The 22,738-nt window shown below is 72.2% G+C and carries 20 protein-coding genes and 1 pseudogene; 16 read left to right on the top strand and 5 right to left on the bottom strand.

Translation table 11 applies throughout. The features are described from left to right. Positions 1 to 19 precede the first annotated feature (19 nt). The 6 genes from nadA (at position 20) to ET445_RS09560 (ending at position 6,843) form a co-directional block, all read left to right on the top strand. On the top strand, positions 20 to 1,426 hold the full coding sequence (gene nadA / locus ET445_RS09580) for a quinolinate synthase NadA (RefSeq protein WP_129190926.1): 1,407 nt from the start codon (positions 20 to 22) through the stop codon (positions 1,424 to 1,426). Beyond that, positions 1,423 to 2,925, top strand: a complete 1,503-nt coding sequence (nadB, locus tag ET445_RS09575) for an L-aspartate oxidase (RefSeq protein WP_129190924.1) — start codon at positions 1,423 to 1,425, stop codon at positions 2,923 to 2,925. The genes nadA and nadB overlap by 4 nt, the downstream gene beginning before the upstream one ends. Beyond that, positions 2,925 to 3,821: a carboxylating nicotinate-nucleotide diphosphorylase gene (nadC, locus tag ET445_RS09570; RefSeq protein WP_129190922.1), complete on the top strand. Its 897-nt coding sequence runs from the start codon at positions 2,925 to 2,927 to the stop codon at positions 3,819 to 3,821. The genes nadB and nadC overlap by 1 nt, the downstream gene beginning before the upstream one ends. Beyond that, positions 3,818 to 4,963: a cysteine desulfurase family protein gene (locus ET445_RS09565; protein WP_129190920.1), complete on the top strand. Its 1,146-nt coding sequence runs from the start codon at positions 3,818 to 3,820 to the stop codon at positions 4,961 to 4,963. Before nadC ends, ET445_RS09565 begins: the two co-directional genes overlap by 4 nt. Continuing rightward, complete coding sequence (locus ET445_RS17230; protein ID WP_165314358.1) at positions 4,960 to 5,103, top strand: hypothetical protein; 144 nt, start codon at positions 4,960 to 4,962, stop codon at positions 5,101 to 5,103. Before ET445_RS09565 ends, ET445_RS17230 begins: the two co-directional genes overlap by 4 nt. A 174-nt stretch (positions 5,104 to 5,277) precedes the next feature. Beyond that, positions 5,278 to 6,843, top strand: coding sequence for an MDR family MFS transporter (locus tag ET445_RS09560; RefSeq protein WP_129192497.1), 1,566 nt, complete (start codon positions 5,278 to 5,280; stop codon positions 6,841 to 6,843). Between the two features lie 80 nt (positions 6,844 to 6,923). Here the strand turns inward: ET445_RS09560 and ET445_RS09555 are convergent, their stop codons facing one another. Beyond that, on the bottom strand, positions 6,924 to 8,678 hold the full coding sequence (locus tag ET445_RS09555) for a VWA domain-containing protein (RefSeq protein WP_129190918.1): 1,755 nt from the start codon (positions 8,676 to 8,678) through the stop codon (positions 6,924 to 6,926). A gap of 181 nt (positions 8,679 to 8,859) precedes the next feature. Between ET445_RS09555 and ET445_RS09550 the strand changes: the two genes are divergently transcribed. Both ET445_RS09550 and ET445_RS09545 read left to right on the top strand, forming a co-directional pair. Next, the gene (locus ET445_RS09550) at positions 8,860 to 10,005 is read left to right on the top strand and encodes an N-formylglutamate amidohydrolase (protein ID WP_129190916.1); all 1,146 of its coding nucleotides are present in this window, start codon (positions 8,860 to 8,862) and stop codon (positions 10,003 to 10,005) included. An 11-nt stretch (positions 10,006 to 10,016) separates the two neighbouring features. After that, complete coding sequence (locus ET445_RS09545) at positions 10,017 to 10,724, top strand: phosphoribosyltransferase (RefSeq protein ID WP_129190913.1); 708 nt, start codon at positions 10,017 to 10,019, stop codon at positions 10,722 to 10,724. A gap of 12 nt (positions 10,725 to 10,736) precedes the next feature. On the opposite strand, the gene ET445_RS09540 is transcribed toward ET445_RS09545, so the two are convergent. After that, positions 10,737 to 11,570 carry a putative protein N(5)-glutamine methyltransferase gene (locus ET445_RS09540; RefSeq protein WP_129190911.1) on the bottom strand — a complete coding sequence of 278 codons (834 nt, stop codon included), beginning with the start codon at positions 11,568 to 11,570 and terminating at the stop codon, positions 10,737 to 10,739. Between the two features lie 5 nt (positions 11,571 to 11,575). Then, positions 11,576 to 12,436: an Fpg/Nei family DNA glycosylase gene (locus tag ET445_RS09535; protein ID WP_129190909.1), complete on the bottom strand. Its 861-nt coding sequence runs from the start codon at positions 12,434 to 12,436 to the stop codon at positions 11,576 to 11,578. A 91-nt stretch (positions 12,437 to 12,527) separates the two neighbouring features. Between ET445_RS09535 and ET445_RS09530 the strand changes: the two genes are divergently transcribed. Then, positions 12,528 to 13,220, top strand: coding sequence for a hypothetical protein (locus ET445_RS09530; RefSeq protein ID WP_129190907.1), 693 nt, complete (start codon positions 12,528 to 12,530; stop codon positions 13,218 to 13,220). Here ET445_RS09530 and ET445_RS17225 read toward each other — a convergent pair. Beyond that, the gene (locus ET445_RS17225; RefSeq protein WP_165314357.1) at positions 13,175 to 13,339 is read right to left on the bottom strand and encodes a hypothetical protein; all 165 of its coding nucleotides are present in this window, start codon (positions 13,337 to 13,339) and stop codon (positions 13,175 to 13,177) included. The genes ET445_RS09530 and ET445_RS17225 overlap by 46 nt on opposite strands. A gap of 3 nt (positions 13,340 to 13,342) precedes the next feature. On the opposite strand from ET445_RS17225, the gene ET445_RS09525 reads away from it, so the two are divergent. Together ET445_RS09525 and ET445_RS09520 are read left to right on the top strand one after the other, a co-directional pair. Continuing rightward, positions 13,343 to 14,110: a carboxymuconolactone decarboxylase family protein gene (locus tag ET445_RS09525; protein ID WP_129190905.1), complete on the top strand. Its 768-nt coding sequence runs from the start codon at positions 13,343 to 13,345 to the stop codon at positions 14,108 to 14,110. Beyond that, the gene (locus ET445_RS09520) at positions 14,020 to 15,858 is read left to right on the top strand and encodes an anthranilate synthase family protein (protein ID WP_129190903.1); all 1,839 of its coding nucleotides are present in this window, start codon (positions 14,020 to 14,022) and stop codon (positions 15,856 to 15,858) included. The genes ET445_RS09525 and ET445_RS09520 overlap by 91 nt, the downstream gene beginning before the upstream one ends. 141 nt (positions 15,859 to 15,999) lie before the next feature. Here ET445_RS09520 and ET445_RS09515 read toward each other — a convergent pair whose 3' ends face one another. Continuing rightward, entirely contained in the window at positions 16,000 to 17,247 is a 1,248-nt protein-coding gene (locus tag ET445_RS09515) for an ROK family transcriptional regulator (RefSeq protein ID WP_208008356.1), read from the bottom strand. A gap of 68 nt (positions 17,248 to 17,315) precedes the next feature. Between ET445_RS09515 and ET445_RS09510 the strand changes: the two genes are divergently transcribed. The 5 genes and pseudogenes from ET445_RS09510 to ET445_RS18650 form a co-directional block, all read left to right on the top strand. Continuing rightward, positions 17,316 to 18,218 (top strand): LacI family DNA-binding transcriptional regulator, encoded by a 903-nt coding sequence (locus ET445_RS09510; RefSeq protein ID WP_208008355.1) that lies wholly within the window; start codon positions 17,316 to 17,318, stop codon positions 18,216 to 18,218. A 101-nt stretch (positions 18,219 to 18,319) separates the two neighbouring features. Then, entirely contained in the window at positions 18,320 to 19,618 is a 1,299-nt protein-coding gene (locus tag ET445_RS09505) for an ABC transporter substrate-binding protein (protein WP_129190901.1), read from the top strand. A gap of 536 nt (positions 19,619 to 20,154) precedes the next feature. Then, positions 20,155 to 20,670, top strand: coding sequence for a carbohydrate ABC transporter permease (locus tag ET445_RS17625; RefSeq protein ID WP_208008354.1), 516 nt, complete (start codon positions 20,155 to 20,157; stop codon positions 20,668 to 20,670). Positions 20,671 to 20,757: 87 nt separating this feature from the next. Next, entirely contained in the window at positions 20,758 to 21,549 is a 792-nt protein-coding gene (locus ET445_RS09495) for a carbohydrate ABC transporter permease (protein WP_129190899.1), read from the top strand. Beyond that, positions 21,546 to 22,478, top strand: a pseudogene (locus ET445_RS18650) (glycosyl hydrolase 2 galactose-binding domain-containing protein); the annotation flags it as partial. The gene ET445_RS09495 and the pseudogene ET445_RS18650, both read left to right, overlap by 4 nt. Positions 22,479 to 22,738: the final 260 nt, after the last annotated feature.

Below are 22,738 nucleotides of genomic sequence, written 5' to 3'. Positions count from 1 at the left end.
TCCAGACAGGAAACGCACCATGACGATCGTCACTCCGCCGGTCCGCGACATCCGCCTCGCGGCATCCGTCGACCGAAGCATCCGACTCATCTCGACCGGCAAGGCGACCGGCTCGACGTGCGCGCCCGAACTCGCCGACGGCCCGTGGGAGTTCGACCGCGGCCCCGTCGCCTACGGCCCGGGCGCCTCGCAGGGCGACGTCATCCCGACCGGCGCTCCGCGCCAGGGCGCGCTGCCCGAGGCATACCGCACGGCCACGAACGACGAGCTGCACGCCCGCATCCGCGCGGCGAAGGCGACGCTCGGCGACCGGGTCGTCATCCTCGGCCACTTCTACCAGCGCGACGAGGTCGTGCAGCACGCCGACTTCGTGGGCGACTCGTTCCAGCTCGCGAACGCGGCGCTCACGAAGCCCGACGCCGAGGCGATCGTGTTCTGCGGCGTCCACTTCATGGCCGAGACGGCCGACCTTCTGAGCCGCCCCGAGCAGGCCGTGATCCTGCCGAACCTCGCGGCCGGCTGCTCGATGGCCGACATGGCCGACGAGTCGAGCGTCGAGGAGTGCTGGGAGCAGCTCGCGACGGTCTACGGCGACCTCGACACGCCCGGCGCCGACGGCCGCGTGCCCGTCATCCCCGTGACCTACATGAACTCCTCAGCCGCCCTCAAGGGCTTCGTGGGCCGCCACGGCGGCATCGTGTGCACGTCGTCGAACGCGCGCACGGTGCTCGAGCAGGCGTTTGAGCGCGGGCAGCGCGTGCTGTTCTTCCCCGACCAGCACCTCGGCCGCAACACCGCGAAGGCCATGGGCGTGCCGCTCGAGCAGATGCCGATGTGGAACCCGCGCCGCCCGCTCGGCGGGTCCTCGGCCGAACAGCTCGAAGACGCCCGAGTCATCCTCTGGCACGGCTTCTGCTCGGTGCACAAGCGGTTCACGGTCGAGCAGATCGAGCGCGCGCGTGCCGAGCACCCCGGCGTGCAGGTCATCGTGCACCCCGAGTGCCCGATGCCCGTCGTCGATGCGGCGGATGCCGCGGGGTCGACCGATTTCATCGTGAAGGCCATCGCCGCCGCGCCCGCGGGCACGACCTTCGCGATCGGCACCGAGATCAACCTCGTCCAGCGCCTCGCGGCCGAGAACCCGCAGCACGAGATCTTCTGCCTCGACCCCGTCGTGTGCCCGTGCTCGACGATGTACCGCATCCACCCGGGCTACCTGGCATGGGTGCTCGAAGAGCTCGTCGAGGGCCGCGTGGTCAACCGCATCCAGGTGGCCGACGAGGTCGCCGCGCCCGCGCGGCTCGCGCTCGAGCGCATGCTCGCGGCGAAGCCGCAGGGGTCGGCGCCCGAGCGCTTCGGCGGGAGCGCGGCGCCGGCCGCGACATCCACCTCCCCGGCGACCGCGACGCCGGAGCCCCGCGCATGACCCGCGTCCTCGTCATCGGCGGCGGCATCGCCGGCCTGTGGACGGCCGTCAAGGCCGCCGATGCAGGTTGCCGGGTCGAGCTCGTCACGAAGGCCGACCTCGCGAACGGCTCGACGCACTACGCGCAGGGCGGCATCGCGGCGGCGATCTTCCCCGACGACTCCGCAGAGCGCCACTTCGACGACACGATCGCCGCGGGTGCGGGCCTCTGCGACCCCACGGCGGTGCGCGTGCTCGTCGACGAGGGTCCCGCGCGCGTGCGCGACCTCATCCGGTTCGGCGTCGAGTTCGACCACGACGAATCGGGCGTCTCGCGCGGGCTCGAGGCGGCGCACTCGCGCGCCCGCATCCTGCACGCGGGCGGCGACGCGACGGGCGCTGCGATCGAGACGGCGCTCGTCGAGACGGTTCGCCGCCGTGCGGTCGCGATCACCGAGCGGGCCATCCTCACCGACCTCGTCGTCGAAGCCGGCCGCGTCGTCGGCGCGCTCGTGCTCGGCCCCGACGGCCTGCTCGGCGAGCACCGGGCCGACGTCGTCGTGCTCGCGACGGGCGGCGCCGGCTGCCTCTACAAGTTCACGACGAACCCGGCCGTCGCGACGGGCGACGGCGTCGCCGCGGCGTGGCGCGCGGGCGCCGAGATCGCCGACCTCGAGTTCGTGCAGTTCCACCCGACGGCGCTCGCGGCGCCCGGCACACCGCTCATCTCCGAGGCCGTGCGCGGCGAGGGCGCGGTGCTGCGGGATGCCTCGGGCGAGCGCTTCATGCTCGCGATCGACCCACGGGGCGAGCTCGCTCCGCGCGACGTCGTCGCCCGTGGCGTGTGGCACCGCATGGAGGAGCAGGGCGGCGAGCCCGTCTTCCTCGACGCGACGGCGCTCGGCGGCGAGTTCCTCGCCGCGCGGTTCCCAGGCCTCGACCGGCAGGTGCGCGACGCCGGGTACGACTGGTCGGTCGCACCCGTGCCGATCACGCCCGCCGCCCACTACGCGATGGGCGGCATCGTGACCGACCTCGACGGCCGCACGAGCCTGCCGGGCCTCTTCGCCGTCGGCGAGTGCGCCCGCACGGGCGTGCACGGCGCCAACCGGCTCGCCTCGAACTCGCTGCTCGAGGCCGCGGTGTTCGCCGACCGCGCGGCACGAGCGATCGCAGCGCTCGCGCCCGTCGACTCGCCGGCCCCGTCTGCGCCCCCGGCGACCGCGGTGTCCCACGACTCGACGACCCCGGATGCCTCGTCGCTCGTCGACCGCGCCGCCCTGCAGTCCCTCATGTGGCAGCACGTCGGGCTCGAGCGCGACGAACACGGCCTGCGCGAGGCATCCGCCGTGCTCGACGCGTGGGTCGCGCCCGAACCGGTCGACCGCCGCACGACGGAAGACCGCAATCTGCTCGACCTCGCGCGCCTCACGGTCGCCGCGGCGCTCGCGCGTCGCGAGAGCGTCGGCGCCCACTACCGGTCGGATGTCCCGGCCGACGCCGAACTGGAGGCCGCGTGATGACCGACCGACGCGAGATCGACCGCATCGTGACCGCCGCGCTCGATGAAGACGCCCCTTGGGGCGACCTCACGAGCGAGACGCTCATTCCGGCGGATGCCACGGCCACCGCCGACCTCGTCGCGCGCGAGCCCGGCGTCTTGAGCGGCATCGAGGTGTTCGCGGCGGCGTTCCGGATCGTCGACGACCGCATCCGCGTGACGGCCCTCAAGGCCGACGGCGAGCGCTTCGAGCGCGGCGAGCACCTCGCGCGTGTCGGGGGCCCGGCTCGCGGCATGCTGACCGCCGAACGCGTGGGCCTCAACCTCGTCCAGCGCATGAGCGGCATCGCGACGCTCACGGCGCAGTACGTCGCCGCGATCGCGGGCACGCGTGCGCGCATCGTCGACACCCGCAAGACCACGCCGGGCCTCCGCAGCCTCGAACGGCAGGCCGTGCGCGACGGCGGCGGCCGCAACCATCGCCGCTCGCTGTCCGACGCGATCATGGCCAAGGACAATCACCTCGCGGTGCTCACCGCCGGCGGACGCGACCTCGCGACGGCGCTCCGCGCGGCGCGCGACCGGATGCCGCACACCGCCCACCTCGAGGTCGAGATCGACCGGCTCGACCAGCTCGATGCCGTGCTCGCGGGCGGCGCCGACACGATCATGCTCGACAACTTCACGCTCGACGACCTGCGCGCGGGCGTCGCCCGCATCGGCGGCCGCGCGATCGTCGAGGCGTCGGGCGGCGTCAACCTCGACACCGTCGCCGCGATCGCCGCGACGGGCGTCGACGTCGTCTCGGTCGGGGCGCTCACGCACTCGGTGCGGTCGCTCGACCTCGGGCTCGACGCGGTCATCGAGACTGCACCCGCCCTCGCGAACGCGAACGCGGGCGGCGACTCCGCGTGATCTTCCTCGACCACGCGGCGACGAGCCCCGTGCGCCGCGAGGCGCTCGAGGCGATGTGGCCGTACCTCACGGGCGCGTTCGGCAACCCGTCGAGCCGCCACGGGCTCGGCGACGAGGCCGCGCGGGCGCTCGCGTGGGCGCGCGAGGAGGTCGCCCGCGCGGTCGGAGCACGCCCCGGCGACGTCGTGTTCACGAGCGGCGGCACCGAGGCCGACAACCTCGCCGTCAAGGGCCTCGGGCTCGCGAATCCTCGCGGACGGCACGTCGTCGTGTCGACCGTCGAGCACGAGGCCGTGCTCGAGTCCGCCGACGCCCTTCGGCGCCTCCACGGCTTCGAGGTGTCGCACGTCGAGGTCGACGCGGGCGGCGTCGTACGGCCCGAGGCGCTTGCGCGGGTCATCCGGCCCGACACGACGCTCGTGTCGGTCCAGCTCGCGAACAACGAGGTCGGCACGGTGCAGCCGATCGCGACCCTCGCCGAGATGGCGCGCGCACACGGAGCGCTCGTGCACACCGACGCCGTGCAAGCGGCCGGATGGCTGCCGCTCTCGCTCGACGCGCTCGGCGTCGACGCGCTCTCGCTCGCGGGCCACAAGGTCGGCGCGCCCAAGGGCACGGGCGCGCTCGTCGTGCGCGGTCGCCTCCCCCTCGAACCCGTGCTGCACGGCGGCGGGCAGGAGCGCGGCAAGCGCTCGGGCACCGAGAACGTCGCCGGCGCGGTCGCGTTCGCGACGGCGCTCGGCCTCGCCGAGCAGGAGCGGGCGGATGCCTCGGCCCGCGTCGGCGCCCTGTCGGCCTCGCTCGTGGCGCGCGTACTCGGGTCGATCGAGGGGGCGCTGCTGACCGGCGACCCCGAATCTCGACTGCCGGGCACGGCGTCGTTCGTGTTCCCGAGAGCCGCCGGCGAAGCCGTGCTCCTCGAACTCGAACGCGACGGCGTGCTCTCGTCGAGCGGATCGGCGTGCGCCGCGGGCCGCGATGAGCCCTCGCACGTGCTCACGGCGATGGGGTACTCCCCCGAGCTCGCGCAGACCGCCGTGCGGTTCACCCTCGGCCGCGAAACCACGGCCGCAGAGATCGACACCGCGGCATCCGCCGTCATCCGCGCCGTGTCGGCGGTGCGCGGTATCGTGGGCGCATGACCGACTCCACCCCTGAAGAGCGCACGAACGCCGACGAGGCCGACCGCGACCTCGAGGTCGAGCTCGCCCCCGAAGAAGAGCTGCTGAAGGGCTTCCTGCCCGAGGCCACGCCGACCGACGGGCCCGCGCCGGCTCCGTAGGCCGGCCGCTCGTTCCCCTCTCGCTCGCAACGCGTTCGAATGCGTTGCGATGATTCGCCGTTTCCGGGAATGCGCGACGACCGTCCGCGGTTGTCGCTCGATACCGACTTCATCGGCACTCCAGACCCCACACCACGAGACCGGTCGTCCGCGCTGCGCGACGGCCTCGATTGGATGCTTGTGACCGAACGCGCTCTCGACGACCTCGACACCCGGAGCGACCCGGCGATCGGCGACTCCGCCGCCGAGGCCGCTGCGAACGCACCCGCGACGCACGCGGCACCCGCGACCGGCAGCACGTCTGCCGCACCGCCCGCCGACACGCGCGTCATCTGGCTGCTGCTCGGCGCGACCTTCGTCGTCTTCCTCAACGAGACGATCATGGGCGTCGCGATCCCGCACCTCGTCGTCGACCTCCAGGTGAGCCTGAGCGCCGCCCAGTGGCTCACGACGGGCTTCCTGCTGACGATGGCCGTCGTCATCCCGATCACGGGCTTCCTCATCAAACGGTTCCCGACCCGGCCGGTGTTCATCGCGGCCATGAGCCTCTTCTCGGCGGGCACGCTCCTCGCGGCCGTCGCCCCCGGATTCGAGCTGCTCCTCGCGGGCCGCATCGTGCAGGCGACGGGCACCGCGATCATGATGCCCCTCCTCATGACGACGATCATGACCGTCGTTCCGCCGCGCGACCGCGGCCGCTTCATGGGTCGCGTGTCGATCGTCATGTCGGTGGCCCCAGCGATCGGCCCCGCGATCTCGGGCCTCATCCTGAGCTTCCTCAACTGGCGCTTCATGTTCTGGCTCGTGCTGCCGATCGCCGTCGTCATGCTCCTCATCGGCGCGCGCCGCGTCACGAGCGTCGGCGACACCGAGCGGCTGCCCATCGACGTGTTCTCGATCGTGCTTTCGGCGATCGGCTTCGGCGGACTCGTCTACGGGTTGAGCCTCGCGGGCGGCGAGGCGAGCGGTGCGACGCCGGCGGGACTCCTCTGGGCGACGCTCGCCGTGGGCGCCGCCGGCATCGCGGCCTTCGTCGCACGCCAGCTCGTGCTCCAGCGCCGCGACGCCGCCCTCCTCGACCTCCGCACCTTCAAGTCGGGCAACTTCGCCGTGTCGGTCGCGCTCATGGTCGTCATGATGGCGGCGCTGTTCGGCACCATCATCGTGTTGCCCGTATACCTGCAGAACGTGCTGAAGCTCGAGCCGCTCGCGACGGGCATCCTGCTCCTGCCCGGCGGCCTCGCGATGGGCCTCCTCGGTCCGACCGTCGGCCGGCTGTTCGACCGCTACGGCCCGCGTCCGCTCCTCGTGCCCGGCAGCATCGTCGTGAGCGGCGTGCTGTGGGCGCTCACGACCGTGGGCCCCGAGACATCCGAATGGTTCGTGCTCGCGATGCACGTCGTGCTGTCGATCGGCCTCGCGTTCATGTTCACGCCGCTCTTCACGTCGGCGCTCGGATCGGTGCAGCCGAAGTTCTACTCGTACGGCTCGGCGATCGTCGGCACCGTGCAGCAGGTCGCGGGCGCGGCCGGCACGGCGCTCTTCATCACCGTGCTGACCGCGCAGCAACTCGCCGCGCAGTCGGCCGGCGCGACGGCGTTCGCGGCCGAGGCGTCGGGCATCCGCACGGCGTTCCTCGTCGGCGCGATCATCTCGATCGTGGCGATCGTCGGCGCGTTCTTCGTGCGTCGGCCCGCCGACATGGTCGAGGGCGCCGACGCGCACCACGGCGGGCACTGAGCTTCGCGTTCCATCGACGACCAGGGGCCGGGCGGATCATCCGCCCGGCCCCTGCCGTGTCTCGTCCGTACGCGCCGCGCTCAGCCGCCGCAGTTCGGACGGCAGCTGCGCTGGGAGAGCGCGTCGACGAGCACCTTGCTCAGGTCTTCGGGCTGCGCCGCACTGTAGGCGGCACCGCCGGTGACCTGGGCGATCTGCTGCATCGCCGCGACGTCGGTGTCGGGACCGAACCCGATCATGATGACGGGAACCGGTCGCTTGGGGTCGTGCATCTGCTGCAGCTCGGCGATGAGCTGGTCGAGCGAGATGCCGTTCTCGTCTTCGTTCTTGCCGTCGGTGAAGAGCAGCACGGAGTTGACCTTGTCGGGGTCGTACGTCTCTTGCACGCGCTGCACGGCGGCGAGCGTCGTGTCGTAGAGGCCCGTCGCACCGCCGAGCCTCGCGGGCAGCGAACCGATGATCTGCTGGATCTCCTGCGTGTGGGCGAGGTCGGCGAGCGGCGCGATGGGCGAGAGGTCTTCGTAGTCGAGGTCGCCGTTGCGTGCGGTCGAGAACACCCACACGCCGAGCTCGACCTCGCCCGAGAACTTCGACATGGCGCCGACGGCGGCCTGCTGGAAGATGTCGATGCGGCGCAGGCCGTTGGCGGCGGGCTCCTCCATCGAGCCCGACACGTCGATGACGGCGAGCATGCGCGAGCGGAGCGTGAGCACCGCCCACGACCGGAGGATGTCGAGTTGGGCGAGCGAGTCGATCGCGGAGGGCGCGACGGGCGCGTCCTTCGTGATGCCGGCGATGTCGAGTTCGCCGGTGCCGTCGGGTTCGCGGAACCCGAACGCGGCGCGCACCTTCTGCGCGTCGACGAGCGCCTGCTGGAACCGCTCGAGGAGGGGCTTGCCCTTCTCGACGAACTCGGCTTCGGTGTCGGCGTCGGCGTTCTCGGCGGCGAGTGCCGCGGCGGCCGCGGCCTTGTCGGCTTCGGCCTCGCGGTCTTTCAGGACGATGAACGGGTAGTCGAGGGCGACGGTGCCGTCGGTCGGATAGGCGGCGACGAGCGGGTCGACCTCTTCGTCGAGGTTGTAGGCGGCCAGCTGCGCTTCGCTCGTGATGACGACGGTCGCGGTGGGCGTCGACGGGAGGGCGCCGAAGGCGGCGCTCGGCGAGGCGGGGATGGCCTTGCCGAGGGCGATCATGGCGCCCGCGAACTGGCGGGGGTCTTCGGCCGAACTGTGCCCCTTGAGCGCGTAGAGCCCGGCGAGGCTCGCGGCCTGCGCCTCGGGGTCGGGGAGGATCGCGGGAAGGGTGCCGCCGATGACGCGCGCCCAGGTGACGGGCTCGGCCGCGATTTCTGGGGCCTTCGACGCGGGGGCTGCGAACACGACGGGCGAGCTCGCGACCGATCCGCGCGCGTCGAGCTCGGGCGCCGGACGGCCGAGCGACGACGCGGTCGCGCCGGCGCGCTGCACCCACACGCTCGAGTCGGGGATCCAGACGTCGGCTTCGAGCCCGCCGCCGGCGACCATCGCCGCGGAGTCGGCGGACTCCTGCGAACGGACCTCGGTCTCGACGCATCCCTTCTCGGCCTTGTCGAACGCGGCGGCGACCTCGGTGACGTACTTCGCCGCCGTCGCGTCGGCGACGACCGAGAGTTCGCGCACGCCGTTCTCGCACGACGGTTCGTCGGCGGACGCGAAGAGCGGGTTCAAGTGCCCGCCGACCCACAGGTAGACGCCCGAACCGATGACGCCGACGACTGCGGCCGCCGCGACGATCGAGAGCACGAGGGCGCGCTTGGACTTCTTCGCCGGCGCAGCGGCGATGCTATGACGACCCACGGAACACTCCAAGCCGAACCGAGGGCCAGGTCGCGCCGCCGATCCCGAACTCTGAACAGGGATCCCCCTGTTCAGGGGGAGGGTGCGCACAAGTTTAGGTGATGCCGGCGCGTTGTCGAGCAATCATTTCCACAAAGAGCGCCTCTCGACCCTCGCTCTGGGGCCGACTAGGGTCGGCAGCATGGATGCCGCGGCGCCGCTCTTCCTCCCGTCGGGGACGGTCTTCGAGCCGTCGGACATCGTGCATTTCGCGGGTCGCGGCACGCGTTCGCTCGACGAGGCGCTCGCCCGCGCCGACGTGATCGTGTCGGCCCCGCACGCGGGGTCGGCGATTCCCGAAGAGCTCGCCGAGTTCATCGCGCCCGAGTTCACGCGGCGCCTGCAGTTCGACTACACGGACTGCTCGACGAGCCCGATCGTGCGCCGGTGGGCCGAGATCGACGACCGCATCGTCGTCGTCGAGAACCCGCACCCGCGCATGGTGCGCGACCCGAATCGCGAGCGGCCGGCCGATCTCGCGGCGACGCTCCGGGAGGCGCTCGCACGCGTGCGCGAGGCGGGGGCGTGGAACCGCGTCGACCTCTCGGGGGTCGATGCGATCCGGCCCGTGACGTTCTCGTTCTCCCCGCTGCTGCGCGTGCCCGATGACGAAGCGGGCGTCGACCGGCTCGTCGCGGCGTTCGAGCGCGTCGGCGCGCAGGGCGTCGACGTGTACGAGCGCACGCGCGACGACCTGCTCGAGCGCCTGGTGCGGTCGCGTTTGGACCGAGCGGATGCCTCGGGGCCGACGGATGCTCCGCGCGAGCGCGCCGTGACCTTCCTCGCCTTCCACGACACGATGAACCGCACCACGACGCGCGAGGGCGCCATCGACGTGCTCCGAGATCCGGCCGACCGTCTGCCCGACGTCGTCGCGCTGTCGAACCGCGGCGACGCCGACGGCGAGTCGCGCGGCGCCGCGAGCGTCGACGACCCGATCACGATGCGCGCCGACGTGCTGCGCCTGCTCGCCGACGACGTCCGTGCGGGATTCGGCGTGGAGCATCCGGCCGCCGTCGCCCTCAACCAGCCGTATCTCGGGAGCTACGAGATCGTGCGCGAGTCGGCGCGCTTCCGCGAGCTCGCGAGCGAGGCGGATGCCGCGGGGCTCGTGTTGAACGCGCTGCAGGCCGAGTTCCTGCGCGAGTTCCTGCTCGGTGCGGCGAACGTCGAGGTGCTGCGGCGGCCCGGCACCGGCTGGATCGAACCCGACGCGGAGCGCGTCGACGAGATCGCGCACGCGTGCAAGCGGTCGTTCGACCGGTTCCGCGCTCGCTGGACGGAGTGAGCGCGGCGGCGATGTCGCGCTTCGCGGATCGGCGCGACGCCGGGCGGCGGCTCGCCGAGGCGGTCGCGGGACGGTTCGCGGCGGATGCCTCGGTGTCGGCTGTCCCAGGGCCGGATGTCTCAGGGCCGGACGTCGTCGTCCTCGGACTGCCGCGGGGCGGCGTGCCCGTCGCCGACGAGGTCGCTCACGCGCTCGCCGCGCCTCTCGACGTGCTCGTCGTGCGGAAGCTCGGCGTGCCGCACCGGCCCGAGGTCGCGATGGGCGCCGTCGGCGAGGGCGGCACGGTCGTGTGGAACGACGACGTGCTCGCGCAGGCGCGGGTGCCCCACGGCGAGCTGCGGCGCATCGAAGCGCGCGAGCGCGCCGAGGTCGAGTCGCGCGTCGCGCGGTTCCGGAGCGGGCGTGCGGCCGCGCCGATCGAGGGCCGGACGGCGGTGATCGTCGACGACGGCGTCGCGACGGGAGCGACCGCGCGGGTGGCGTGCCGGGTCGCGCGGGCGATGGGTGCCGCGCGAGTCGTCCTCGCCGTCCCGGTCGCGGCTCCCGACTCGCTCGCCGACCTCGTGGGCGACGGCACCGCCGACGAGGTCGTGCGCCTCGCGGCGCCGCCGGGCTTCATGGCCGTCGGCATGCACTACCTCGACTTCGCGCAGACCCCCGATGCCGAGGTCGTCGCGATCCTCGCGGACGCCGATTCGCGGGTGCGCGGCGGGGGCTGAGCGCTCGCCCGCTCAGCCCGCCTTCCGCCCGACGACGAGCCGGCCCACCACGAACGTGCCGTCGCGGTCGTCGTCGTGCTCGACGCGGACCTCGAGCCCTCCCGCGGCGAGGAGCGCCGACGTGCGCGGCGCCTGCGCGACACTCGTCTCGATGAGGATGCTGCCGCCGGGGGCGAGCCAGTCGGCGGCCGACGCCGCGATGCGCCGGTGCAGCTCGAGTCCGTCGGCGCCGCCGTCGAGCGCGACGCGCGGCTCGTGGTCGCGTGCCTCGGGCGGCATCGTCGCAATCGCGTCGGTCGGCACGTAAGGCGCGTTGACGGCGAGCACGTCGATGCGACCGGCGAGGTCCTCGGGCACCGCCGCGAAGAGATCGCCGGCGTGCGCCTCGCCCGCGTAGGGCGCGAGATTGCGCGCGGCGACGGCGGATGCCACGGGGTCGATGTCGGTCGTGACGAGCGCGCCGAGCGCGACGCCCGCGGCCCGGCACCGTTCGCCGACGACGGCCGCGATCGCCCCGACTCCCCCGCACAGGTCGACCACCACGGGCGCGGAGGCCCCCGAAGCCGCGATCGCGAGCCGCGCCGCCTCCGCGGCGAGCGCCTCGGTGCGCACGCGCGGCACGAAGACGCCGGGCGCGACGGCGAGGCGGAGCCCGCCGAACAGGACCCAGCCGAGGATCGTCTCGAGCGGTTCGCCCGCGACACGGCGCGCGACGAGCCCGTCGAGCACCGAGGCATCCGCCGCCCGTGCCGCTTCTTCGAGCAGCCGCGTCTCGTCTTCGGCGAAGACGCACCCGGCGGCGCGCAGCCGCGCGACGACGGCGTCGCGCGCGTCGGCGTCGCTCACCCGGCTCACTTGACGAGCCGCGAGAGCACGCGGTCGGCGAGCGGCTTGCCGCCCGTCTGGCACGTCGGGCAGTACTGGAAGGTCGAGTCGGCGAAGATCACCTGACGGACCGTATCGCCGCACACGGGGCATGCCTGGCCGGCGCGGCCGTGCACCTGCATGCCGCGTCGCTTGGCGTCTTTGAGGTCGGCGGGCGGTTTGCCGGATGCCTCGGCGACGGCCTCTGCGAGGGTGTCGCGCATCGCGGAGTAGAGGGTGTCGATCTGCTCGGGCGTGAGCTTCGCGGCGAGCAGGTAGGGCGACATCTTCGCGGCGTGCAGGATCTCGTCGGAGTAGGCGTTGCCGATGCCCGCGAAGATCGACTGGTCGCGGAGGACGCCCTTGATCTGCGTGCGCCGCCCGTCGAGGATCGCCGCGAAGTCGTCGCGCGTGAATCCGGGCTCGGTGGGGTCGGGTCCGAGCCGCGCGACGCCCGGGATCTCGGCGGGGTCGCGCACGACGTACACGGCGAGCGACTTCTTCGTGCCGGCCTCGGTGAGGTCGAAGCCCGCGCCGTCGTCGAGCCGCAGTCGCAGCGCGAGCGGCGACTTGCCGGGCTTCACGGCCGTCTTCGGCACCTCGTCGTACCAGCGCAGCCATCCGGCGCGCGCGAGATGGAAGACGAGGTGACCGGCCGGCGTCACGAGGTCGACGAACTTGCCGTGCCGATCGACGGCCGTGATCTCGGCGCCCTCGAGCGTGTGCAGGGGCGGATCGAACGTCTTGAGCGCCGAGATCGACGCCATCCGGATCGACGCGACGGCATGGCCCACCGTGCGCTCGCGGAGGAACCGCGAGAGCGCTTCGACCTCGGGGAGTTCGGGCACGCTGACATCCTGCCGCGCCGAGCCGACATCCGCGAGAGCTCCCCCGAAGGAGTCCTTACCTCGCGTCGGCGGTCGCCCATAGGATCGCGACGTGGACCCGTACACCGCCCGCGCCTGGCTGCGCCTCGATCCCACCGCGCCGCTCACCGTCGACCGCATCGAGTCGGCCGCCGCGCAAGCGGCCTGGGCGAGCCATCCGTCTCGCGCGATCGACGAAGCCTCGCGCCGCGAAGCCGAACGCGCCACCGCGGCGATCGCCGTCGCCCGGGCGACGCTCCTCCACGAACTCGCCGCCGCCCCGCGGCGACACCTCTCGGGTGGCGCGATCGCGGGCATCGTCATCGGATCGGTCGCGACCCTCGCGCTCCTCGTCGTCGCGGTGTTCGCCGGCGTCGCCGCCGTGCGGCCGCTCGTCGACACGGCGGCGTCGGGCGGCTCGGCGGGGCCGGGCGAGCACGGCGTCGACCGCTACTCCGCACTCGAAACGCTCTTCACGTTCCCCGCCGCGCTCGAGGTCTACACCGACGGCCGCCTCGACGACCTCTGCTCGGAGAAGTTCGAGAAGGGCTGCTGGGAGACCGCCGTCTTCCCCCTCGACAAGTGCCGCATCATGTCGGTCACGATCGGCTACACGAACGACGAGGACGGGGTCGAACCCGAGTTCTACGAGACCCAGCGGTTCCAGGACGCCGAGTCCGGTGAGGAGTTCGACGTCGTGTTCGGCAACGACCTCTACGACTACGGCTGGGTGAACGACGTCAACTGCCATGACTCGGCTGCGTAGCGCGTCGGTCTCGCGGCTCGAAGCTCGCGGGCGGATGCCTCGGGGTCGCCCCTGATGCCGCTGCGGCGCTGGGAGCGTACCTTGACCTCGTCGAAGGCGACGCCGATCGGGAGGGACACGCCATGTCGATCATCCGGACGCCCGAGCCTGGCGAGGCCACGGGACTCGCGGCCGAGCAGTACGCAGAGGACGAGCGCGACCTCGGCTACGTCGCGAGTCACACGCGCGTCATGGCCGTGAACCCCGAGGCGACCGCGGCGTTCCGTGCGCTCGTGAAGGCCGTCGTCGCCGACCTCGGGCTCCGCAGGTACGAGCTCGTGACGCTCGCCGCGGCCCGCGCGATCGGGTCGGACGCGTGCCTGCTCGCCCACGGGCGCAAGTCGCTCAAGGTCTTCGACGAAGACCAGTTGACCCGCATCGCGCGCGACTACCGCGACGCAGATCTCTCCCCCGCCGAGATCGAGATGATGGCGTTCGCCGAGCGGTTGAGCGGCGACTCGGCGTCGATGACCGAGGCGGATGCGTCGCGCCTTCGCGCCCACGGCTTCTCGGACCGCGAGATCGTCGACATCGCGCTCGCGGCGGGCGCCCGCAACTATTTCTCGCGCGCGCTGCACCGAGACATCCGCAGCGCTCGACCTCGTCGGCATGCGCTACGCTCGTGCCCATGCAGCCCGCGTCGACCCGCTCCTGGTGGCCCGCCTCCTAGGCGGATCACGAGCGCACGACGCACGACGACCGCCCGAGGGCGGTCGTCTCGCGTTTCCGGCGGCCACCGCGGGCCCGACCGGAGAACCACATGTCGAGACTCCTCCCCACGCTCACCGCCCCCGGCGCCCCCGCGTTCGCGATCATCCGCCGCGAGCAGGAGCCCACGCTCGACGTGCTGATCGGCGACGTGGTCGATGTCGACCGGCTCGCCGACATCCCGCTCGACGGCGCCGAGGTGCTGACACTCGTGCCGTTCCGCCAGGTGCGCGAGCGCGGGTACGTCGCCCACGACGACGGGGCGCCGCTGCGCTGCCTCATCGTGCGCGACCGCGAGACGCTCTCCGTCGATGCGGCGATCACCGCGCTCCCGCCGCACCCCGCGGCGATCGGCGACCTGTCGGTCGACATCCCCGACGACGAGTACGCCGCCATCGTGCGCCGCGTCATCGACGACGAGATCGGGCACGGCGAGGGCGCGAACTTCGTCATCCGTCGCGACTTCACGGGCACGACCGACGTGCCGACGCGCGAGGCGCTGCTCGGCTGGCTGCGGGCGCTCCTCGAGTTCGAGCGCGGCGCGTACTGGACGTTCGCGATCTCGACGCCCGGCGTCTCGCTCGTGGGCGCGACGCCCGAACGGCACGTCTCGTCGATCGGCGGCGTCGTATCGATGAACCCGATCAGCGGCACATTCCGCCACCCCGCGGGCGGCGCGACGGGCGACGACCTCGTCGCGTTCCTCACCGACGTGAAAGAGCGCGAAGAGCTCTTCATGGTCGTCGACGAAGAGCTCAAGATGATGAGCGCCGTGTGCCCGAACGGCGGCCGCATGCGCGGCCCGTTCCTGAAGCGGATGTCGCGGCTGACCCACACCGAATACCTGCTCGAGGGGCATTCCGACCTCGACGTGCGCCAGGTGCTGCGCCTCACGATGTTCGCCCCGACCGTCACGGGCTCGCCCATGCAGAACGCCTGCACGGTCATCGCCCGCCACGAGACGACGGCGCGCGGATACTACGCGGGCGTGCTCGCGCGCTTCACGCCGACCGACGCGGGCTACGACGTCGACGCCCCCATCCTCATCCGCACGGCCTTCGTCGACGACGCCGGGCACGTGCGCGTGTCGGCGGGCGCGACGCTCGTGCGCCACTCCAAGCCCGAGAGCGAGGTCGCCGAGACATGGACCAAGGCGTCGGGCGTCCTGACCGCGATCGGCGCGATCCCCAGGGCGGATGCCTCGGCGGCGGGCTCGTCGGCCGAAGCCCACGACGACCCTCGCGTCGCACCCCTCCTCGCGGCCCGCAACCACGACCTCGCGCCGTTCTGGAGCACCGCACAGGCCTCACGACCGTCGAAGGACGCCGACGTGCTCGTCGTCGACAACGAAGACGAGTTCACGACGATGCTCGCCCACCAGTTGCATCACCTCGGCTACCGCGCACGGGTCGTGCCGTGGCACGAGGCGCCCACCGAGGCATCCGAAGCCCTCGTCGTCTTCGGCCCCGGTCCCGGCGACCCGCGCGACGAGTCCGACCCGCGCGTCGCGCGCCTGCGCGAACTCGTGTCGGCCCGCCTCGCGCAGGGCCGTCCGGCGCTCGCGGTGTGCCTCAGCCACCAGGTGCTCTCAGACCTCGCGGGGCTTCCCATCGAGCCGCTGCCCGCGCCCCGGCAGGGGCAGCAGCATGTGATCGACGTGTTCGGCGAGCAGGCGGCCATCGGGTTCTACAACACGTTCGCGGCGCGCGGCGAGAACGGGTCGACGACGCCCGAGCTCGCGCTCGAGATCGCGTCCGACCCCGAGACGGGCATCGTGCATGCGCTCCGCGGCGCGAAGATCGCGTCGGTCCAGGGCCATCTCGAGTCGGTGCTCTCGCCCGACGGCCTCACGGTGCTCGAGCGACTCGTCGACGGGGTACTCACAGACTGAGCGACGCTGCGCCCTGCGCACGTCGCCGGTCTCTCCACCGATCCGTCGCAGAACGCCCTTCGCGAGCACCACTGAGGGCAATCTGCGACGGATCGACGCACATGCGACCCACGCGGGCGCGGTGCGAGGGTGTCTGCACGCTCAGCCGCGCGCCGCAGGCCCGTGGCCGGGCGCGACCGACGACTGCAGCACGAGCGTCGCCGCGCCGATCGCGGCCGAGTCGCGCGGGTCGATCGCGAGTTCGACGCGCACGGGATGGATGCGCCGGGCGAACGCCCGCGCGTCGAGGCGTTCCTGCACGGCGGTCGCGAAGATCGAGCCGGCGACGGCGAAGCCGGCGCCCGCGAGCACGATGCGGTCGAGGTCGAAGAGGTTCGCGAGGGTCAGGACGGCCCGGGCGAGCCGATCGGCGGCCTGCCCGACGATCGCGCCCGCGTCGGGATCGCCGATGACGGCGGCCCGCGCGAGCAGGTCGAAGAGGGCGTCGTCGCCGAGCGCGTCGGCGTCGGGAGCGGGCAGGATGCCCCGCCCGCGGGCGAGTTCGGCGACCGCCGCTGGCGACGCATAGCGCTCGAGACATCCGATGTTCCCGCAGAAGCACTCGATACCGTCGGGCTCGATCGTGATGTGCCCGAGCTCGGCCGTGTTCGAGCTCGCACCCCGCAGAAGCGCCCCGTCGAGCACGACGCCCGCGCCGATGCCGCCGTCCATGTAGACCGTCGCGAAGGCGTCGGAGCGCGAGACGTTGCGGCTCCAGAACTCGCCGACCGCGGCGAGCGACGCGTCGTTGTCGACGAACACGCGCGTGTCGAGACGCTTCGCGAGCTCGTCGCGGAGCGGCACCCCCTCCAGGCCGGGGACCGTCGCGGGCGCGGGCACGAGGCCGGAGGCGAGGTCGATCGCGCCGGGCACGGCGACCGCGAGCCCGACGACGTCGGCGGGGTCGAGCCCGACCGCGTCGACGAACCGTCGGTAGAGGGCGACGATGCGGTCGGCCATGCCGCCCACGGCATGCGTGCCCGACGCGACCGCGCCGTCGGACGCGCCGCCGCCCGCGCTCGTCGCGACCGCCTGGCGCGCGACGACGCCGCCGAGGGTGTCGGTCGCGACGCACGTGATGGCGCCGGGGCTGACGTGCATCCCGATGCCGTAGGCGGCGTGCGAGTCGAGTTCGAGGAGCGAGCGCGGCTTGCCGCCCGTCGAGACGACGGCACCCGTCTCGCGGATGACGCCGTCGGCGATGAGCTTGCGGACGATGCCCGACACGGCGGGCTGCGTCAGCCCCGTGAGCTCGGCGAGCTCGACGCGGCTGATGCGGCCGGCCGAGCGCACGAGGTCGACGATGACCGCGCGGCTGCCCGGCCCCGCGGCCTGTTCGCGACGCGCCACACCGTCTCCCTCCGTCGTCCCAGTAGGTTAGTTCACCAGAACAGGGCGGCGATCGGCGGGAGGCGCGAGTGGAGCTCACGGTCGGATTCGCACTGGCCAAACCCGCCGAAGTGCTGGGCGCCGAGCCGTACATGCACGAACTCGTCGCGGGCATCGAGCGTGTGCTCGTGCCGCAGGGCGGCTCGGTCCTGCTTCGGATCGTGCCGTCGGCCGCCGAGGTCCAGGCGACGATCCGCCGATGGGCGGACGGCGGGCTCGTCGACGCCGTCATCCTCATGGACCTCGAGCCGGGCGACCCGGCGGTCGCGCTCGTGCGCGAACTCGGCATGCCCGCGGTCGTGTCGGGCGACCTCGACACGGCGTCGGGCCTCTCGTCGGTGTGGTCGCAGGACGAACTCGTGATGGATGCCGCGGTCGAGGCAATGCTGCGGCTCGGTCACACCCGCATCGCGCATCTCTCGGGCCCCGAGCGGATGGCGCACACGCGCCTGCGGCGCGCGGCGTTCGAGCGGGCCGCCGCGGCAGCCGGTGCGAAGACGGCCGTGCGCGAGGGCGACTACTCCGAGCGCAGCGGGCGCGAACTCGCAGCCGAACTGCTCCGTGAGAACGCGGAAGAGCGGCCGACGGCGATCGTCGCCGACAACGACGTCATGGCGATCGGCGCGCTCGAGGCGGCGCGCGAGGCGGGGCTGGATGTCCCGGCCGACGTGTCGATCGTCGCGTGGGACGACTCGGCGCTGTGTCAGCTGTCGCAGCCGGCGCTCTCGGCGATGAGCCACGACGTGCAGACGATCGGCGAACTCCTCGCGACCGCGGCGCTCGCGGCGGTGGCCGGCGAAGCGCCCGGAGCCGTGCGCGCTCCCGTCGCCGCGTTCGTCGCGCGCGGGTCGACCGCGGCGGCTCCCGTCGCAGCGGCCGCAGGCGTCGCGCCCGAGGCATCCGGCGGCTCCGAGGCATCCGGAGACCGCTGACTCACCTTCCAAGCAAAACATAAATTATTTATCTAAGTAATTGACATCCGATGTTCGATCGGTGATCCTGATGTGGATTCGCATTCGAGCAAAGGAGCCCCATGAATCACAGCAGGACCCGATCGGTCGCGCTCATCGCGGCCGTCGCCGTCCCGGCCCTCGCCCTCACCGGCTGCGCCGGGGCCTCCGGCGGAGCCTCGCAGGCGTCCGACCACATCAGCGTCGTGACCCGTTGGGCGGCCGGCAGCGCCGAGGCCGAGATCCAGCAGCGCGTCTTCGACCGCTTCACCGAGAAGACCGGCATCACGGTCGACTTCACCGACGGACTCGAAGACATCGACGACCAGGTCGAGACCGCCGTCGCGGCGGGCAAGGCACCCGATCTCGTCATCGTCAACCTCTACGACAAGACCCTCGGCTGGCTCGACGCGGGCGTCACCGTGCCGCTCGACGACCTCGCCGACGAGTGGGGCCTCACCGACAAGCTCCAGCCGAGCGCGCTCGACGAGTGGCGCGTCGGCGGCGACAGCTCGGCCGAGCTCCAGGGCCTGCCCTACTCGGGCTTCAACTGGCCGCTCTGGTACAACACCGACCTGCTCGCGAAGGCCGGCGTCACCGAGATCCCGCAGACGACCGACGACCTCATCGCCGCTGCGAAGGCGCTGCGCGCGGCCGACGTGCCGCCGCTCATCGTGGGCGGCAACGACTGGTCGGGGCAGAAGCTCTTCTACCAGATCATCCAGTCGTACGCCGACGCCGACACCTCGAAGGAGGTCATGTCGAAGGGCGGCTACTGCGACTCCGACGAGTTCCTGAAGGGCATCGACCTCTTCACGCAGCTCCGCGACGCGGGCGTCTTCGTCGACGACGTGGCCGGATACACCGCCGACGACATGTACGCGACGTACTACGCGGGCAAGGCCGCCGCGATGCCGGCCGGCTCGTGGGCTTTCGCGCCCGCGATCGAGGCGGGCACGGGCATCGAGGACGCCACGCAGCTCGGCGGCCTCGCGGTGCCCGACGGCGGCGCGTTCGACAAGCCCACGGCGTTCCAGGGCTTCACGGGCGTCGGCTTCATGGTGACCAAGCAGGGCGCCTCCGACGACCGCGTCGACCTCGTTCGCCAGCTCGTCGAAGAGTTCTACACCGACGAGTCGGTCGCCGACTTCGTCGAGAACGGCAACAACGTGACGCCCGTCATCGGCGACTTCGCGGACAAGGCCAAGAACCCGCTCCTCCAGCAGGCGCTCGGCCTCGGCGACACGGTCGACTACGCGGTGCTTCCGGACGTCTGGATCGGCGCCTCGTCAGACCCGCTCATCCAGGTCATCACGAAGGCCTTCGGCGGCGGCGACGCGCAGGAGATCTGCGCGGGCCTCGACGCGGCGACCGTCTCCTGACCCATCCGAACGACCGCGGAGTGCGGGGCCGGTCACCCGGCCCCGCACTCCGCGAAAGGACGCACCACTGTGATCGAGACCCCAGTGCAGGCCGCCCGCAGGGCAGCTGATCGACACTCCGACGCCCCCGGCGACGAGCGAGACCGAAGGAGCGGCGAACAGCGCTCCGGAGGAGGCATCCGCTCGCCGCGTCGCCGCACCGGCGGCCTGCTCTGGCTCACCGCCCCCTCGCTCGCGTGGTACCTGCTCTTCACGGTCGGGCCGCTCGCGGGCATGTTCGTCATCGCGTTCCTCGACTGGCGCGGACTCATCTACACGCCGAGCTTCGCCGGATGGACGAACTTCGAGCGCGTCTTCACCGACCCGACGTTCTACGACGCACTGCGCAACAGCCTCGTGCAGGTCGTCATCGCGATCCCCGTCATGATGCCGCTCGCGTTCATGCTCGGGTACTTCCTCAACTCGAAGCCGCGCGGGCATCGCCTGCTCGGCGTCCTGTTCTTCTCCCCGGCCTCATCTCGATCTCGATCAAGGCGATGGTCTTCTACGGCGTGTTCTCGCCGACGGGCGGCCTCAACGGGCTCCTCGATGCGCTCGGGCTCACGGATGTCTCGACCGCGTGGCTCGCGAATCCGTCGACGGCACTCGGGGCGATCATCTTCATCGACCTGTGGTCGGGCATCGGCTGGACAGCGGTGCTGTTCTCGGCGCGGCTCGCGAGCGTGCCGCACGAGGTGCTCGAAGCCGCCGACCTCGACGGCGCGGGGCGCACCCGCAAGATGTGGCAGATCGCGTTCCCGATGGTCAAGGACTACTTCGCGACGCTCACGATGCTGCAGTTCCTGTGGACGCTGTTCACGTCGGCGGCGCTCATCCTGCTCCTGACCAACGGCGGCCCGGGCACGTCGTCGACGACGCTCTCGTACCTCGTCTACGCGAAGGCGTTCTCGCAGCGCGACCTCGGCTACAGCCAGGCCGTGGGCCTCATCCTCCTCGTCGTCGGCGTCGCGGGCATGCTCCTCATCCGCCGCGTCCTCCGCTCCAAGATCTGAACGGACCGAACCCGTGACCGCAGTCCAGAACGCGCCGCGCCGCAGGCGCCGCCTCCCCGCCCCGAACTCGTCGGGCCCCTCGCGACGGTGCTCGCGTGGGTGTACGCCCTCATCCTGGCGATCCCCCTGTATTACCTGATCGTCTCGTCGCTCAAGAACAACGTCGGCATCTTCACCGACCCGTTCGGCCTGCCGCTCGACCCCGTGTGGACGAACTTCGCCGAGGCGTGGGAGCGCGCGAAGCTCGGCCAGGCGCTGCTGAACTCGGTGTTCATCTCGGTCGTCGCCGTCGCGCTCACGCTGTTCCTCGCGATCCCCGCGGCGTATGCGCTCGCTCGCAGCGAGGGCCGCATCGCCCGGGCCATCACGGGCACGTTCTCGGCGAGCTTCCTCATCCCGCCGTTCGCGGCGCTCATCCCGACGGTCATCCTCGCGATCAATCTCGGTCTCTTCTACACGCGCGAGTTCCAGATGCTCTTCCTCCCGGCGAGCGCGCTGCCGCTGTCGATCCTGCTGCTCGTGCAGTTCATGAAGACGGTGCCGGGAGAGCTCGTCGAGGCCGCGGCGATCGACGGCGCGGGCCAGTGGGCGATCCTCCGCCGCATCTTCATCCCGCTCGCGATGCCGGGCATCGTGAGCGTCACGATCCTGCAGGTGCTGACGTTCTGGAACGAGTACCTCTTCTCGCTCACGATCACGGGCACCTCGCCCGACATCCGCACGGTGCAGGTCGCGCTGCCGACGCTCGTCTCGGATTCGACGCGCTTCGGCGTGCTTGCGGCGGGCACGGTCATCACGTTGCTGCCCGTCTACCTCGCCTACAGCATTCTGCAGAAGCGGATGCAGGAGGCGCTCGTCGCGGGGGCGCTCAAGGGATGACCGACATCAAGCACTCCACCGCTCGCGCGGTGGAGCGATTCGACCTGACCGGCGAGTGGATGCTTCGGCGCATCGCATCGCCCGACGATGCGGCCGAGGCATCCGCCGCCCCTTCCCTGCCCGATGCGATCTCCGCGACCGTGCCCGGCCAGGTACACCTCGACCTGCTGCGTGCGGGGCTCATCGACGACCCCGACGTGGGGTTCGGCGAGCTCGCCCAGCGCTGGGTCGGGCATTCGGTGTGGGAGTACCGGCGCTCGTTCGAGTGGGCGGGAACGGCGGGCGACGACGCGTACCGGGCCGCCGAGCGCGTCGAGCTCGTCGCCGAGGGCCTCGACACGTTCTCCGAGCTGCGGCTCAACGGCGTCGTCGTCGGCAGCACCGAGGACCAGCACCTCGAGTACCGCTTCGACGTCGCGGGCGCGCTCCGCGACGGCGAGAACGAGCTCGTCGTGCGCTTCGACTCGGCGTGGGCGCGCGCCTACGCCGACGAGCGGGCGCGCGGGCCGCTCCCGAGCCCGTACGACGAGCCGTACGCGCACGTGCGGAAGGCCGCCTACAGCTTCGGCTGGGACTGGGGCCCCCACCACCTGTCTGCGGGCATCTGGAAGCCGATCCGCCTCGAACGGTTCGAGGCCCGCATCGCGGGCGTGCGGCCGCTCGTCGCGCTCGCCGACGATCACGCGTCGGCGACGGTCACGACGGTCGTGCGGGTTGAGACGAGCGGTTCGGATGTCTCGGATGTCTCGAATGCCTCGGATGTCTCGGGCTCCGCCCGTGCCGCCGGGCGCGTCGAGGCCGTGCTCACCGCACCCGACGGGCGGATCGTCGCACGTGCGGAGGCGCGGGTCACCGACGCCGCTCCGGCAGGGCCGGATGCCTCCGAGATCGCCCTTGCGCTCGAGGTGCCCGACCCCGAACTCTGGTGGCCCGTCGGCCTCGGCGCGCAGCCCAGGTACCGGCTCGTCGTGCGGCTGCTTCGCGACGGCGCTCCGGACGGGGACGACCCCGAGGCATCCGTCGTGCTCGACACCCGCGAGCACCTCATCGGCCTCCGCTCGGTCGCGGTCGACGACGAGCCGGGCCGCTTCGCGATCATCGTGAACGGTCGACGTGTGCGCATTCGCGGCTACAACTGGATCCCCGACGACCCGTTCGAGGCCGAGGTGACCGATGCGCGGCTCGCGCA

Source organism: Agromyces protaetiae (genome assembly GCF_004135405.1).
GTDB classification, from domain to species: Bacteria; Actinomycetota; Actinomycetes; order Actinomycetales; family Microbacteriaceae; genus Agromyces; species Agromyces protaetiae.
The sequence above is the reverse complement of the archived record's forward strand: the minus strand, read 5'-3'. Positions and strand labels throughout refer to the sequence as shown.

What these genes read in the sequence shown, in the direction of transcription:
- nadA (WP_129190926.1), top strand. Translation starts at nt 20, where the DNA reads ATGACGATCGTCACTCCGCCGGTCCGCGACATCCGCCTCGCGGCATCC.
- nadB (WP_129190924.1), top strand. Translation starts at nt 1,423, where the DNA reads ATGACCCGCGTCCTCGTCATCGGCGGCGGCATCGCCGGCCTGTGGACG.
- nadC (WP_129190922.1), top strand. Translation starts at nt 2,925, where the DNA reads ATGACCGACCGACGCGAGATCGACCGCATCGTGACCGCCGCGCTCGAT.
- ET445_RS17230 (WP_165314358.1), top strand. Translation starts at nt 4,960, where the DNA reads ATGACCGACTCCACCCCTGAAGAGCGCACGAACGCCGACGAGGCCGAC.
- ET445_RS09560 (WP_129192497.1), top strand. Translation starts at nt 5,278, where the DNA reads ATGCTTGTGACCGAACGCGCTCTCGACGACCTCGACACCCGGAGCGAC.
- ET445_RS09550 (WP_129190916.1), top strand. Translation starts at nt 8,860, where the DNA reads ATGGATGCCGCGGCGCCGCTCTTCCTCCCGTCGGGGACGGTCTTCGAG.
- ET445_RS09545 (WP_129190913.1), top strand. Translation starts at nt 10,017, where the DNA reads ATGTCGCGCTTCGCGGATCGGCGCGACGCCGGGCGGCGGCTCGCCGAG.
- ET445_RS09525 (WP_129190905.1), top strand. Translation starts at nt 13,343, where the DNA reads ATGTCGATCATCCGGACGCCCGAGCCTGGCGAGGCCACGGGACTCGCG.
- ET445_RS09520 (WP_129190903.1), top strand. Translation starts at nt 14,020, where the DNA reads ATGTCGAGACTCCTCCCCACGCTCACCGCCCCCGGCGCCCCCGCGTTC.
- ET445_RS09505 (WP_129190901.1), top strand. Translation starts at nt 18,320, where the DNA reads ATGAATCACAGCAGGACCCGATCGGTCGCGCTCATCGCGGCCGTCGCC.
- ET445_RS17625 (WP_208008354.1), top strand. Translation starts at nt 20,155, where the DNA reads ATGGTCTTCTACGGCGTGTTCTCGCCGACGGGCGGCCTCAACGGGCTC.